Origin of the sequence: Rufibacter ruber (assembly GCF_001647275.1) — a bacterium.
Taxonomy (GTDB): domain Bacteria; phylum Bacteroidota; class Bacteroidia; order Cytophagales; family Hymenobacteraceae; genus Nibribacter; species Nibribacter ruber_C.
In genome coordinates this window covers 1-15,000 of sequence record NZ_LRMM01000050.1, presented here as the reverse complement: position 1 = coordinate 15,000, position 15,000 = coordinate 1, and the positions used below count along the sequence as shown (strand labels likewise).

Genomic DNA, 15,000 nt, shown 5'->3' with positions numbered 1-15,000 from the left:
ATGCACGCTTATGGAAACCCCTACCCTGTCTATAGAACAACTGCGCTTTCCGGTGGGCCGGTTTGAAGCCCCTTCTGTGTTTCAATCAGTGCGTATCCAGGAGGCCATTGCCACCCTGGAGGCGCTGCCGGAGCAGCTGCAGCAGGCCATTGCCGGTCTTTCTGAGGAACAGCTGGACACCCCTTACCGCCCCGGCGGCTGGACCATCCGGCAGGTGGTGCACCACCTGCCGGACAGCCACATGAACAGCTACATTAGGTTCCGGCTGGCGCTGACCGAAGAGAGGCCCGTGATTAAACCGTATGACGAGGCGGGCTGGGCGCAGCTGCCAGACGCCCGTGAGGGGGATCCGGCGGTTTCGGTTCAACTGCTAACCGCACTGCACCAGCGCTGGGCACACCTGCTGCGCGCCATGGATTTCCCGCAGTGGCACCGCACATTTGTGCATCCTGAAGGCGGCGAGCTGTTCCTGTTTCAGGTGGTGGCGCTGTATGCCTGGCACAGCCGGCACCACCTGGCGCACATCACCGCGTTGAAGGAAAGAAGGGGCTGGTAGGCAATTGTTTACCACAGGTTGCCGTTTTTGGCCTGTTTTCTGAAAAACAGCAAAAGGCAATTCAGTTTCAAGAATATTACAAAATTTAGTTTAATTTAGTCAGAAGTTTCATTCTGGCTATGCGTTTCTCTATTTCCCTTTTCATTCTCTCTGCTTACCAGTTGTTACTGGGCCTGCTTTTGGGTCTGCCCGCCCCGCAGGCGCCAGCCCCCGCAGTAGTTTCCGGCCAGCAAACGGCACGGTTTTCAGCAGATACCAGAACGCTTGAGTTTGTAGAGAACAAAGGGCAGTGGCCCCACCAGGTGAAGTATGCGGCAGACATCCCTACCGGTAAACTGTTCCTGCAGCCCACCTGCTTTACGTATGTCTTCCATGACCCCGCCGCCTTAGAGAAATTCAACTCCCACGGGCAGCCCCAGCCAGAGACCACCCTTGCCGCCCAACCCCATGATGAACTGAGGGGCCATGCCTATTCTGTCACTTTTGAAGGCGCCACCCCCACCACCCCGCTCACCGCCTTAGAACCCACTGCAGGGCTCAGGAACTATTACCTGGGTGACAATCCTGCCCGCTGGGGGAGCGGGGCCAGAGGCTTCAGAAAAGTAACTTACCAGGCCCTGTACCCCGGGGTAGACCTGGCGCTCTATGAGTACGGCGGCAAACTTAAATATGACCTGCACCTCACCGCCGGTACCGCCACAGACCATATCAAGCTGCGCTATGACGGGGTTACGGGCCTGAAACTGACCAATGGCCACCTGCAGATACAAACCTCTGTAGGCACTATCACAGAGCAGCGGCCGGTGGCTTTTCAAATGGTCAACGGCCAGCGGGTGGAGGTGCCCTGCCACTACACCTTAACCGGAAACGTACTGGGGTTTCAGTTCCCTAAAGGCTATAACCTGAAGCTACCGCTGGTGATTGACCCGGTGGTGGTGTTTTCAACCTTTTCCGGCTCTAGCGCAGACAATTGGGGCTTTACCGCCACGTATGACAGCCAAGGCAATATGTATTCTGGGGGCATTGTGTTCAACACAGGTTTTCCGGCTTCTACCGGGGCCTTCAAGACCACGTTTAGCGGTTCAGTAGACATTGGCATTCTCAAGTTCAGGACAAATGTGACAGGAGATGCGGCCCGGCTATACGCCACCTATTTGGGAGGGAGCAATGCAGAATGCCCCCACAGCATGGTGGTGAATGCCCAAAACCAGCTCCTCATCCTGTCTAGCGTGGGCTCATCAAATTTCCCTACCAGTCTCAACGCCTTTGACCGTTTCTTTGGGCAAGGCACCGCTATTTCCCCGCTGGGGAATAACAGCGACCCTAATTACTCCCAGGGCTCTGACCTGGCCATTACTACATTGAGTGAAGACGGCAGAGCCCTTATTGCCTCTACCTTTCTGGGCGGCAGCAAGAATGACGGGTTATTAGAAATCACAAGTCCCTTAACCAGAAATTACGGTGACCAGTTCAGAGGTGACATTATTACAGACCCAGACGGTTTTGTGTATGTGGCCTCCAGCACGGCCTCAAATGATTTCCCCGCGCCTAACGGCTTTAGGAACCAAGCCTATAGCGGCTCTGATGCCATTGTCTGCAAACTCACCCCAGCCTTGAATCAGATCATCTGGAGCAGTTACTACGGGGGGGAAGGGGAGGATGCCGCATACTCTATCCAGCTTGACACCGCCCGCAATGTGTACATAGCCGGTGGCACCACCAGCACCACCTTGCCTAACACCACCGGTGGGCTTCACCCTACCGCCAGAGGAGATGTAGACGGCTTTGTAGTAAAAATTGACAAAAACGGAGACAAGGTATTGGGGGCCTCCTACCTGGGTACCAGCTCTTATGACCAGGCTTATTTTTTGCAGCTTGATGTAGAGGCCAACGTGTATGTGTACGGGCAGAGCCTGGGGGGGTACCCGGTAACCGCAGACACGTATTCTAACACCAACGGCAAGCAGTTTATCCATAAGCTCACCCCTGACCTGAAAACAACCCTTTTCTCCACCGTCTTTGGATCTGGCAGACCTAACCTGGACATTTCCCCAACAGCCTTTCTGGTAGATGACTGTGAGCGCATCTATGTCTGCGGGTGGGGCGGCGGCGCCAATGTCAATTACGGCAACGGCACTACCAATGGCCTGCAGTTCACTTCTAACGCGGTACAGAAAACCACAGACGGCGGAGACTTTTACCTGATGCAGCTCTCACCCAATGCCGCCTCTCTGGAATATGCTACTTTCTACGGGGGCCTTCAAGCCAGCAACACCTCTGCAACTGAACACGTAGACGGCGGCACCAGCAGGTTTGACCGGAGGGGCTTCATTTATCAGGCCGTATGCGGCGGGTGCCAGGGGAGAACAAATTTCCCCATCCCTCCCGGAGCACACTATTTCAGGAAAGACAACGAAAGCTCCAACTGCAACAACGCCGCCTTTAAATTTGATTTCCAGGTAGTCACACCCGTGGCTGGGGCCAACAGGCGGGTTTGTACAGGAGACGCGCCCATTATTTTGGGTGGCACGCCTGCTGGGGGAATCTGGAGCGGGAACGGGGTCAGTCTGGTCAATAGCCAGTATGTTTTTACCCCAAGCCAAGCCGTTCTCGGGAACAATACCCTTACCTATACCATTCCCGGAACCGGACAATGTACCCGCGCCAACAACATGGTAATTACCGTTAACCAGACCAGCTTGCATACTATTGCCCTTCAAGGCCCCATTTGCGCCAGTAGTGCGCCTGTTCAATTGCAAGGGACACCCGCCGGGGGCACCTTCAAGGTAAACGGGACGGTGACCTCAACCTTTTCGCCCGGTTTGCTTGGCCCAGGGCAGCACACGGTTACCTACTCCAGCAACGGCAGTAACGGGATCTGCGGTACTGTTACCAAAGAGGTAGAGGTTCTGGCCGCCCCTGCTATTCAGACGGGCCCAGACACGGTTATCTGCCCAGGCAGTATGACGCCTTTCCAATTGCGCGCCACCCCGGCTGGTGGGATCTGGACCGGCGCCCACGTCTCAGCCACCGGACTATTTACGCCTCCGCAGGGCTTCACCGGCTCTACCCAGGCCACCTACACCGTTGCCGGCCTCTGCACCGTCTTTAAAAACGTGGCCATCTCTGTGGCCCCCACCCCTGTTTTCCGGGCCAACCTCACCAATGGTCTCTGCTTTAGCAACCCGCAGATTACCGGCTATACCCCGTTTAAAGCAGTTTTTGCCAACCAAACCACCAATGCCACCCGTTTTGCCTGGGACTTTGGTGACGGCAGCCAGTCAACAGAGCAGGAGCCGCAGCATGTGTATGAGCGAGCCGGCACGTACAAGGTAACCCTCACCACCTTCTACGGAAACGGTTGTGAGGAAACCAGAACCATAGCCCAGGTGGTGGTAGAACCTAACTTCCTGCCCAACATCATCACGCCTAACGGAGACAACCTCAACGAGACCTTCTTCCAGAAGTTCAGCTGCCTGCCTACAGAGATTACCATCTTTAACCGCTGGGGCAAGCAAGTACACTATGAAAAGGTCTACCAGCAAAGCTGGAACGGGGGCAAGCTATCAGACGGCACCTACTTTTACCTGCTGAAAGACGAAGCGGGCAATACCGCCAAAGGCTGGGTGGAGATAGTTCGGTAGAAATAAAAAAAACCTGGCATAGGGGAATAGAGAACTTTAATGGTCAGGTGATAAGAATTCTCTATTCCAGATATCCTTATGCGCCCATTTCTTGCCCTCCTGCTGCTTTGTACAGCTACCGTGTTTACCAGCTGCAGCGTTGCTGATGAATTGATGGCAGACCCTGTGATGACGGCCAAAATCAACGGCCGTGAATTCACCGCCTGCTCCATACTGAGCGGGAGCGGGAAGAGCCCTGACATTACCCTCCCCAAAGATAAACTAGCCGTGACCTATGATGCCGCATCTGGCAATTTATCAATCATTGGCACAGACGCTTGCAATGACTCAACCAGAAGCATTCACCTCACGGTCAAGAATGTAAGGACCACGGGCACGTTCACCCTCAATGACGAATCACCGGTGTACCAGAAGCTGGACCAGACGTACGGCAGCGGTGCCGGCAATAATGGAGCCCTTAAATTTCTGGACCGCAGACCCTACATCATCTCCCACGGCGTGTTCACCACAGATGCACAACACGTGGGCACCTTTACCGTGACTGAATTCAATGCAGAGAAAAGGCGCTTCTCGGCCAACTTTGAGCTGGAGGTATTTGATGCAATTGCCGGCAAAGGGTACCGCATCACAGAAGGCCGTCTCAAAGACGCTGCCTTCTAGCAGGGAATACAGCAGAGTTTTTTGGGGTTTATAGATCTGCAGCTGTTCTGACTACAGCATGGGCCGTTAGAAGCTGGCTCGCAACTAGAATGTCTAAAAATTCTGTTCTGTTTTTGGCCTGTTTTCCTGAAAACAGGCAAAAACAGAGGCAACTCCTACCCGGGCAGAACCCCACCCCTTCATCAGGCATGCAGGAGACGGCTACTCCTAATGCCACCAGCCATGCCCCCGTGTACGCCGTAGGGCAAGGGTAACTTTTGATTATGCACGCATAGGGTAGCCGCGGCAATGATAACTTTTAACCGGCCGCTACTCCTTTTCAAGCGGCTTCAGTTTTTCCCCTCTGCCCTTCCTGCAATTAGCTAAAAGTACTGTCAACTTGGTTCTCTGCACAAGGGTTCTCCTCCCGTTCAGGAAACAAGCGGTGGTTCTGTCATAACGCACGCCGCACCTCCACCAGCTCTGTCTTTTTCCACCGCTCAAGATAACAGGCCAGATGATCACGGGCAGGCACACGCAGCACAGAAACATTGCCGCCCAAAACGGGCTCTGGGAGAAAGGGCTTCACGTGTAAAATCGAACTCTTATCACCTGGGAAGGGTTTTTATTTTATACTTTTAGACCTGAATTCATTTTACACATATGGCGCAACGCCCCAGAAGAACCTTAGGCACTCCTACGTTTCCCATGCCCATCTCCGGCAAGTTTCTGCCGGCCACCCTGCTCCTTGTAGCCGGCTTGGCCCTGATGATCTACCAGAGCATTGGCGGCGGCGTGCGTACCGTGACTGACCTGACCGTAAAGGAAGGCACGCTGATCAATTATTCCTTCAGGAAAACCCCTGAGGGCGAGCGGGACTACGGGGTCTGGCTCAAAGAATTCTCAGAACGTTTTGCTTTGACCAAACGTGATGCCGCCGCCTTTGACACCGCTGCTTTCAAGGCGCAGGTGAAACCCGGCGACCGGGTGCGGGTAGAGTATGATGGCAGCATCAACCCCTTAGACACGGAGGGTGAACGCAAGCTCTTCGGGTTAGCAGTGCCTTCTAAGAGTCAGTCTTTTTTGCTGCCAGAGGAAACCATCAAGAACGACCGTTATAACTGGGTCACTTATTTGATGTATGGCCTACTGGCGGCCGGTATCCTGCTCTATATTTACAAGATCATACAAATGCAGCGCAACCGGGACGAAGTACTAGACTAGCACAGCTGTTTTCGGCCTGTTTTTACCAAAACAGGCTGAAAACAGAAAGCAACCCCCTGAAGAATACCGCACCGCTGCCGTGATCACGCTCCTGACCGAGCAGTCTGCGGCTGGTAAACAGAGCATAGCCGCTTTTTTTCCGTAGAAGGGGAAGGAGCGCCGCCCAAGAAGAAGAACAGCCCATGAGCAAATATCCCACTACCCCAAAGCAAGTCATCTACGCCTGCGCCGGCAGCAAATGCCAGAAGCGCGGGGGCAAGGAAATCAGAAAGGAAATCAGAGACCAGCTCAAGATGGCCGGCCTCAAAGACGAGGTGGAGATCATCAAAACCGAGTGCACAGACCGTTGCAAGCACGGCCCCATCTTCTGTCTGCAGCCGCAGAACCTGTGGTTGCATGACATGACAGAGCACCAGATACTGCAGATTCTCAGAGAGCAGGTGCTCCAAAAATAGAAAAATCCCTCAGGCCCGTTAGTCTGAGGGATTTTCTTTTAGTGCCTGATGGCATGGGTCATTTGCGCTGCCAACGGGCCTCACATGAACCTGACCTGGCGGTTGCCCCGCCCCATAGCGCTGCTGTGCTGCTTTAAAAACGGGATAGAAGCACCTTTTACTCCCCGTTTCCGCCCGCAAGGCCAAAATGTGAACAAGCTGTTACACCAATTTGTGAGGAGAACGGCAGAGATTATTCTTCGCCGCCGTCATAGCTGATTTTACGCACCGCCTTGTCAATCTCATAGCGGCCGGTGCCTTCTTCGCCAATCACGTCAAACAGTTCCAGGGCGCGGCGGGCAACATACTCTTCCTCTACCTGCTCATTCAGGAACCACTGCAGGAACTGGAACGTCATGAAATCCTTAGACTTCATGCACTGGTCTGCCAGGCGGTTGAACTGCTGGGTCACAAAGATCTCCTGCTGCAGGGCTTTCTCAAACACATCTCTGAACGAGTCAAACTCCTGCGGAATGTTTACCACCTCTGGGGAGATGGCGTGGCCGCCCAAGTCACTCACAAAGTTGAACAGCTTGAGCATGTGCTCCCGCTCCTCATGTGACTGTTTCATAAAATAATCTGCGCTGTAGTCAAAGCCCTGGCGGTTGCACCAGCTAGACATGGCTAAATAGGTGGCAGAGGAATGGGCTTCTACTTTTATCTGTTCGTTTAAGAGCGTCTCCACTTCTTCTGAAAGCGAGGTACGCAGTCTCAATAAATCTTTCATGGTTTGCAGTATATCAAGTTGGGCAGGCGGCTAGCCAGTGTAGCGTCTGAACTCAAATATACCCGCAAAACGATTGATTGGTTCTCCTTTACCGCTGAATCTGCGCAATACATATTCAGTCTAAATACAAGAATTCACGCCAGAATGCCCAGAAGAAGAGGGCGCGTTTTTGGGCTATTTTGGGAAAACCAGCCCAGAAACAGGAAGAGCAGGGTACCCCGCCAAGGCCAGGGCAAGCGGGTTAGGCCAGCACCGGGGCGTGCAGGCATTCATGCAACAGGCTGTTCAGGGTGATCATGGCTTTGGCCCCATGCAGGAGCTCCTGAAACCGCACCACATCTGCCAGGCCCAGCACAAAGCAACGCTCTGAGCGGGCAGGCATGAGCACGTACACGTCTGAGGCGCGGCTGGTATCCTGGGCCATCTCAGAGACATCAATGGCATCTACCTGGCGCTTCAGGGCCTTGAAATCAGCCACCTTGAACGGCGAAATACCTCCCGCAAACTCTACAAAATAGCAGTTGTACCGGTTACACTGGTAAACGGCACCATAAGCGGTTTTAAAGATTTCGTGCAGGCAGGGAGGCGTAGGCATGGGGACTCTATACTTTGATTACTGAAGCAACAGCACAAAAATAGTTTCAGTTTAGAATTAGTCCAAATAATATCTGGTGATTTTCCTCATTTAAATTCCTGACGGGGCTCAACTCCTGGATTTCCCCATAAAAAAGCGTTTTTTGGGGCTGTTTTTCAGAAAACAGCCCCAAAACGCCTTTTTATGGAATAGGCACAGAGAAACTGGCTAGTCGCGGTTTACCAGTTTGTTGAAGGTGCTGTCTTTCTCATCCTGGTACAGGAACGCCAGCTTCTTCTCCTCAAACTTCTGGAAGAACTCGTCCCAGGAGATGTCTTCCAGGCTATCTTCGGCCCCGCCGGGGAAATTAATGCGCAGCAGCCCGGCCTCGTCACCGTGGCCGGTGCCTTTTACGGTGGCGGGTTTGCCGTCACGGGCTTCGGCCCATTTTTTTATGGTACTGTGGTCTGTGGTGGTTTTCGCAGATGCTGACATAGTTCTATTTGGTTAGGTCCTGCCTATTTTCACGGGGCAAGCTGCAAAATGTTACCCTGGCCCGCAGAAACTATTGCCCACCCTTTCCGGTTTTACTTTAAAACGGCCCAACGCCCTTTAACCGCTATGAGACACCTCCTTTTTTCTTTCATACTGCTCCTGGGCCTGTCTGCCTGCGCTCAGCGCCAGAAAAACAACCAGACGGCTGCGCCGAAGGCAGCCACTCCCCAACCCACCACCCCCAACGGGCTGGCCGTGGCCACCTTTGCCGGCGGCTGCTTCTGGTGCACCGAGGAAGCTGCCGAGAAACTCAAAGGCGTGACCAGCGTGGTCTCTGGCTACACCGGCGGCACCACTAAAAACCCCACCTATGAAGAAGTAAGCACCGGCCAGTCTGGCCATGCCGAAGCCGTACAGATTACGTATGACCCCAAGGTGATTTCTTACCAGACGCTACTGGAGGCCTTCTTTGCGGCCCATGACCCCACCACCCTTAACCGCCAGGGCCCTGATGTGGGAACGCAGTACCGCTCAGCCATCTTCTACCGCACCCCTGAAGAGAAAAAGCAGATTGACGCCTATATCCAGCAGCTGAACGCAGCCCGTGCGTTTCAGGCCCCCATTGTTACGCAAGTGGTAGCCTTTACTGAATTCTGGCCAGCAGAACAGGAGCACCAGGACTTTTACAAATACAACCAGGACAACCCGTACATGCGCGCCGTCTCCAAACCCAAGCTGGAGAAGTTTAAAAAGAAGATGGAAGGCAAACTCAAAGACAACGAATAAGCCTGTGGCGGCCCTGCTGCGCCAAACCGTTGAAATGGAAGCCACTCTGCCAAAGAGTGGCTTTTTTGTTGCACCTGTATTCAGAAGGACAGGTGGGCCGTTAAGTGACGGGGTAGAAATGACCTTACTCCTCGGTTCTCCCTGTCACCCTAAGCAGATCTAAGGGGCGAACGGCAGTAGCGGCCCATAGGCGTGTATTTTGCTTGCGGCCAAGATCTTTGCAGGAAGGCAAAAAATCAGTGTTGTAATTTCCCTTGCTACTTATTTGTTCTGAAGAGACAGAAATGCTCTAAACGAACATTTTACCCTCTAACGCAGAAAGCAGTTCCAGAAAACGGTCAGAAAGGGCTTCTATTTCGGCAAGGCCGTTTTGGGCCTGCTCAATTTGACCGCTCCGGTAGAGGCTGAAAAGGCTTTGGGCAGCCGCATCAAGGTTCTGCTGCACCTGTTTGAGTTCCAGCATCTCAGCCGCAGAATGGTAACGGGAGGAGCCAACAGAGGTGAGCCAGCTGTGAATGGGACCGGTGCGGGAAAAGAACTCCTCATCTACCTTGCCCCCGTACAACACAGAGCGCACCTTTGACTTAAACAGGATATGTTTAATGCGCAACTGTTGAAAATCTATCTGGGCTTGGTTCATCTGGAGCACGCTTTCCTTATGTGTTGAACAGGCAACTTCTCAAAGCAAGACTTCTCAACCATTTTTAAGGCTCTCCAATTCTTGTCTCAGCTTAACTGCAGGGGTAACATCATACCCGAAGGCAATAATTCCCGCCACCTGCCCATTTTCTACCAAAGGTTGATAAGTGGTGGTAAAAAACGCTTCTTCTTGCTGGCCGGTGTTGTGCCAGTCAAGGGTAATGCCAATCTCTTCGGCTACAAAAGGCTGGCCGGTTTCAAATACGCTGTCCAGGATCTGAATAAAGCCTTGGCCCACCACCTCAGGCAACGCCTCTGCCACGGTTTTGCCAAGCAGCTCCCGCTTGGGGAAGAGTTGCTGGTACCGCGGGTTCACCAATGAAAACCGGTGCTGGGGCCCGCGCAGAATGGCAAAGACGGCTGGCGCCTGCATGATGAGCTGCTCCATGGTGGCCCGCTGGTCCTCGGCCTGCTGGTACGCCTGCTGCACCTGGTCTGAGAGGGCAGACAGCTGCTCATTGGTGTCCAGCATTTCCTGCACCATGATTTTGGTGCTGTGAATGTCATGGGCGCTGCCCACGCGCATGATCACAGAACCGTCTGCATCTTTCATGGGAACACTTCTGAGCAGGTGCCACCGGTACTGCCCGTCTTTGCTCTTAATCCTGAGCTCTATCTGGTATTCCACATGCTCCGTCATGGCGTTTTGGCGCCGCTGGGCCACCTGCGCCATGTCTTCCGGGTGTATGGTCTGCTGCCATCTGTCCCCCAGCAGTTCTCCGGCCGGCAGGCCGGTATACTCCAGCCAGCGCTGGTTCACATAGGTGCAGTCTCCCTCAGGGGCGTTGGTATGGATTAGCTGCGGCACCGCGTCTGTCAGGAACCTGAATTTCTCCTCGCTCACTTTACTGGCCTGCCTGGCCAGTTCCCGCTCGGTCACGTCATGGGTGTTCTGAATCACAAAGCGCACCTGCCCCGCCTCATCCAGCACCGGTGTGTGCGAAGCTTCCCAGTAACGGGCCTCATACCCGCCGCCATCAGCGGCAGATTTCTCCAGGTCATACCGCAGCACGTCCAGATAGTCAACCTGTTTGGTTTGCATGGCTCTTTTGATAGACAGAATCACCGGGTTCTCCTCAAAAGAAACAGCGGGGTTCTGGTACACCTCTTTCAGGAAAACCTTTCCCAGAATTTCCTCACGGGTTTTCATGGTGGTTTTCAGGTACGTATTGGTGGCCGCCAGAATCTTCAGCTCAGGCGAGACCACCACTATGTTCTCAGGAACGTTGATAAAGTAATCGAAGAAGTCCATAAGGTGCTTTGGTTAGGCTTTGGAGGGAAGCAGGCCAAGGGCAAAAGTAACTTTTTCAAGTAGTTTTCCTACTGCTCCCGCCGTGGCTCTGCCGTTCCTGTTACAAAAAGCGTGTCCTCTGCCAAAAGGTTTTGCCACCCATTAAAAAATTCAAGGGGCGTTTCCTGTTTTTGGCCTGTTTCCAGAAAAACAGGCCAAAAACGCAGCAGCCAGATTCTCCCGCCGGTACAGAACCAAGCCTTCTCCCCTTGCGTTTCCAGAGAGACCGTAAGCGCTGCTCAAGCCCTGGCTCTGTCTGCTCAACAAGCGAAGCCAGACTTTTGCTTTGGCCATTGGAGCACAAAAGACAAATTTTAAACATGCTCTAAGAATGGCTAGCTTTGCCTTTGATTTTCTAGAAAAGATGAACCCTTGAAAGCAACTCAATTTTTGGAGCTGTACCGCCAGGACCCCGTGGTGCAAACCGTGGCCCAGCGCCTGCAGACTCCTGAGCCCCAACATATACAACTGAAAGGCCTGGTGGGCAGCCAAGACGCCGTGGTGGCGTCTGCCCTGCAAACCCTGCAGGCGGGCACGCACCTGTTCATTCTACATGACCGCGAAGAGGCCGCCTACTTTTACAGTGACCTCTCCAACCTGCTGGAAGACGGCCAGGAGGTACTGCTGTTCCCCAGTTCGTACAAGCGCGCCTACCAGTTTGACCACACAGAGAACGCCAACATTCTGCTGCGCGCAGAGGTGCTCAACCGCCTCAATGACCGCGCCGGGGCCGGGGCGCTCCTTGTCACGTACCCAGAGGCGCTCACTGAGAAGGTCATCAACAAAAAGTCACTGGTGGCCAATACGCTGGGCGCCAAAGTGGGCGAAAAGCTGGATGTCAACTTCCTTACCGAGGTCCTGAACAGCTATGACTTTGAACGCACAGACTTTGTGTATGAGGCCGGCCAATACGCCGTGCGCGGCGGCATTGTAGACGTTTTCTCCTATGCCAATGAGCTGCCGTTCCGGCTGGAGCTGTTTGGGGATGAGATTGAGAGCATCAGAACGTTTGACCCTAATACCCAGCTTTCTGTAGAGCAGAAAAAGCAGATCAGCATCATTCCTAACGTGCAGACCAAACTGCTGCAGGAAACCCGTGAATCGTTTCTGGACTTCATACCGGAGAACAGCAAAATCTGGGTCAAAGATTACCGCCACACCGTGGAAGTGGTCTCTGAGTCTTATGAGAAGGCTGAAACGGCGTTTCAGGAGATGCTGGAGGGCAGCGCGGGGGTGCAGATTGTCTCTAAGCCAGAAGATTTATTTGAATCTGGCAAAGCCTTTAAAAAGCATCTGGAGGCATTTACGCTGGTGGAGTTTGGCAAGCGGTTCAACTTCAAGAATGCTGAGGTGGTACAGTTCCAGGCGCACCCGCAGCCGTCGTTTAACAAAGACTTTAAACGGCTGGTCCAGAACCTGCATGAGAACCAGAGCAACGGCTACGTGAACGTCATTGCCGCCGAGTCTCCCCGCCAGGCAGACCGCCTCACCACCATCTTTGACGAGCTGGACCATGATGTGCGGTTTCACCACCTCATGCTGGCGCTGCGCGAAGGTTTTGTAGATGACCTGGTCAAGCTGGTGTGCTACACAGACCACCAGCTCTTTGAGCGTTTCTACAAGCACAAAACCAAGGAAGGCTACTCCAAATCAAAGGCGCTGACCTTAAAAGAGCTGCGCACCCTCAAACCCGGCGACTACGTCACCCACATGGACTACGGCATTGGCCGCTTTGCCGGGCTGGAGAAGGTAGAAGTGGGCGGCAGGTTGCAGGAGGCTATCCGGCTCATTTACCGAGATGACGACTTACTTTATGTAAGCATTCACTCGCTGCACAAAATCAGCAAATACACCGGCAAAGAAGGCACGCCGCCCACCATGAGCAAACTGGGCTCACCCGAGTGGGAAAACAAGAAGAAAAAAGTCAAGAGCAAGGTCAAAGACATTGCCGCCGAACTCATTTCACTTTACGCCAAACGCAAAAAAGCCCCCGGCTACGCCTTTTCCCGTGACGGTTTCCTGCAGGCCGAGCTGGAATCTTCGTTCATTTATGAAGACACCCCAGACCAGGGCAAGGCCACCGAAGACGTGAAAAACGACATGGAGCAGCCGCACCCCATGGACCGCCTGGTCTGCGGTGACGTGGGCTTCGGCAAGACCGAGGTGGCCATCAGGGCCGCCTTCAAAGCCGCCTGTGACGGCAAGCAGGTGGCCGTGCTGGTGCCTACCACCATTCTGGCCATGCAGCACTACAAAACGTTCCGGGACCGGCTGGAGGCGTTCCCCGTGAACGTGGAGTACATCAACCGCTTCAAAACCACCAAGCAAATCAAAGAAACCCTCGGCCGCCTGGCCGAAGGCAAAACCGACATTCTCATTGGTACGCACCGCATTGTCAGCAAAGACGTCAAGTTCAAGAACCTGGGGCTACTTATTATTGACGAGGAGCAGAAATTCGGTGTAAAAACCAAAGACCGTCTCAAAGAGATGAAGGTGAACGTAGACACGCTCACGTTAACGGCTACGCCCATTCCGCGCACGCTGCACTTCTCGCTCATGGGGGCCCGTGACCTGTCTGTGATTGCCACGCCGCCGCCCAACCGCCAGCCGGTGCAAACCGAGCTGCACGTGTTTGATGACGCGCTCATCAGAGACGCCGTGGCCTATGAACTCAAACGCAAGGGGCAGGTGTTTTTTGTGCACAACCGCATCTCTGACATTGAGGAGATGGCCAACCTGATTCTGAAGCTGGTGCCAGACGCCAAAGTAACCTACGCCCACGGCCAGATGGACCCCGAGGAGCTGGAGAAACGCATGATGCGCTTCGTGGAGGCCGAGTATGACGTGCTGGTGAGCACCAACATCATTGAAAGCGGGCTGGACATTCCCAACGCCAACACCATCATCATCAACCGGGCGCACATGTTCGGGCTTTCAGATTTGCACCAGATGCGCGGGCGCGTGGGCCGGTCTAACAAGAAAGCCTACTGCTATTTACTCACCCCTCCGGTTTCCGGCCTGCCGTCAGACGCCCGCAAGCGGCTAAGTACCTTGGAAGAATTCTCTGACTTGGGCGAAGGCTTCAAGATTGCCATGCGCGATTTGGACATACGCGGGGCGGGCAACATGCTGGGCGGCGAGCAGAGCGGGTTTATCACTGATCTGGGCTTTGAAGCGTACCACCAGATTCTGGACGAGGCCGTGCAGGAGCTCAAAGAAACTGAATTCAGAGACCTGTTCTTCAAAGAGCTGGAGGCCGATAAGCTGCTGGAGCCGGTGCGTGAATGCTCTATTGAAACCGATTTGGAGATTCTCATTCCAGACACCTACATCAGCAACATCTCTGAGCGCCTGCAGATGTACAGCAAGCTAGACAGCGTGAAAGACCTGGAGAGCCTGGACAAACTGGTGGTAGGCATGGTAGATCGCTTTGGTCCATTGCCTGCAGAGGTGCAGCAGCTGGTGGCCATTGTGAAGATGCGCTGGGAAGCCTGCCGGCTGGGTTTTGAAAAACTGACCATCAAGAAAGAAACCTTGAAGGGCTACATCCCCAGCCAGCACAATGAGGCCTACTTCCAGTCTGAAACCTTTAGCCGTATTTTGCAGTACGTGCAGCAGCACTCCCGCCGTTCCAGACTGAAAGAAGCCAAAGATAAGCTGATTGTCATTGTAGAAGACATCCGTACTTTGGAGGCAGCCAAGGCTATTTTTGAAGAACTTCAAACCTGATTTCTGTTTTCGGGCTGTTTTTCAAAAAACAGCCCGAAAACAAAAATACAGGCAGGCGCTCCTGTTCCAGGCAACGCTTTCATCAGGCCCAAAAGTGTACAGGACGGGATGAAGCCTTTATGAAAGAATCTTTAGAATGGCA

At 53.7% G+C, this 15,000-nt stretch carries 12 protein-coding genes; 7 read left to right on the top strand and 5 right to left on the bottom strand.

The window, feature by feature from the left end; translation table 11 throughout:
- Positions 1-10 precede the first annotated feature (10 nt).
- The 5 genes from A8O25_RS16270 to A8O25_RS16250 all read left to right on the top strand — a co-directional run bounded on the left by A8O25_RS16270 (position 11) and on the right by A8O25_RS16250 (position 6,518).
- Positions 11-556 carry a YfiT family bacillithiol transferase gene (locus tag A8O25_RS16270; protein ID WP_066836830.1) on the top strand — a complete coding sequence of 182 codons (546 nt, stop codon included), beginning with the start codon at positions 11-13 and terminating at the stop codon, positions 554-556.
- A gap of 119 nt (positions 557-675) precedes the next feature.
- Positions 676-4,200: a DUF7948 domain-containing protein gene (locus tag A8O25_RS16265; protein ID WP_066836828.1), complete on the top strand. Its 3,525-nt coding sequence runs from the start codon at positions 676-678 to the stop codon at positions 4,198-4,200.
- A gap of 78 nt (positions 4,201-4,278) precedes the next feature.
- Complete coding sequence (locus A8O25_RS16260; protein WP_066836824.1) at positions 4,279-4,860, top strand: hypothetical protein; 582 nt, start codon at positions 4,279-4,281, stop codon at positions 4,858-4,860.
- A 642-nt stretch (positions 4,861-5,502) separates the two neighbouring features.
- The gene (locus A8O25_RS16255) at positions 5,503-6,063 is read left to right on the top strand and encodes a hypothetical protein (protein ID WP_153042796.1); all 561 of its coding nucleotides are present in this window, start codon (positions 5,503-5,505) and stop codon (positions 6,061-6,063) included.
- Between the two features lie 182 nt (positions 6,064-6,245).
- Positions 6,246-6,518: a (2Fe-2S) ferredoxin domain-containing protein gene (locus A8O25_RS16250; RefSeq protein WP_066836818.1), complete on the top strand. Its 273-nt coding sequence runs from the start codon at positions 6,246-6,248 to the stop codon at positions 6,516-6,518.
- 232 nt (positions 6,519-6,750) lie between these two features.
- Here A8O25_RS16250 and A8O25_RS16245 read toward each other — a convergent pair whose 3' ends face one another.
- The 3 genes from A8O25_RS16245 to A8O25_RS16235 all read right to left on the bottom strand — a co-directional run bounded on the left by A8O25_RS16245 (position 6,751) and on the right by A8O25_RS16235 (position 8,353).
- Positions 6,751-7,284, bottom strand: a complete 534-nt coding sequence (locus A8O25_RS16245) for a ferritin (RefSeq protein WP_066836815.1) — start codon at positions 7,282-7,284, stop codon at positions 6,751-6,753.
- Between the two features lie 241 nt (positions 7,285-7,525).
- Positions 7,526-7,879 carry a hypothetical protein gene (locus A8O25_RS16240; protein ID WP_066836813.1) on the bottom strand — a complete coding sequence of 118 codons (354 nt, stop codon included), beginning with the start codon at positions 7,877-7,879 and terminating at the stop codon, positions 7,526-7,528.
- A gap of 207 nt (positions 7,880-8,086) precedes the next feature.
- Complete coding sequence (locus A8O25_RS16235; RefSeq protein ID WP_066836810.1) at positions 8,087-8,353, bottom strand: hypothetical protein; 267 nt, start codon at positions 8,351-8,353, stop codon at positions 8,087-8,089.
- A 126-nt stretch (positions 8,354-8,479) separates the two neighbouring features.
- Here A8O25_RS16235 and msrA point away from each other — a divergent pair, with 126 nt between their 5' ends.
- Positions 8,480-9,139, top strand: coding sequence for a peptide-methionine (S)-S-oxide reductase MsrA (gene msrA, locus A8O25_RS16230; protein WP_066836877.1), 660 nt, complete (start codon positions 8,480-8,482; stop codon positions 9,137-9,139).
- 289 nt (positions 9,140-9,428) lie between these two features.
- On the opposite strand, the gene A8O25_RS16225 is transcribed toward msrA, so the two are convergent.
- Entirely contained in the window at positions 9,429-9,779 is a 351-nt protein-coding gene (locus tag A8O25_RS16225; protein WP_066836807.1) for a histidine kinase, read from the bottom strand.
- A 54-nt stretch (positions 9,780-9,833) separates the two neighbouring features.
- On the bottom strand, positions 9,834-11,090 hold the full coding sequence (locus tag A8O25_RS16220; RefSeq protein ID WP_066836804.1) for a PAS domain-containing protein: 1,257 nt from the start codon (positions 11,088-11,090) through the stop codon (positions 9,834-9,836).
- A 411-nt stretch (positions 11,091-11,501) separates the two neighbouring features.
- Here A8O25_RS16220 and mfd point away from each other — a divergent pair, with 411 nt between their 5' ends.
- A complete protein-coding gene (mfd, locus tag A8O25_RS16210; protein WP_066836798.1) occupies positions 11,502-14,858 on the top strand; it encodes a transcription-repair coupling factor in 3,357 nt (1,118 codons plus the stop codon).
- Positions 14,859-15,000: the final 142 nt, after the last annotated feature.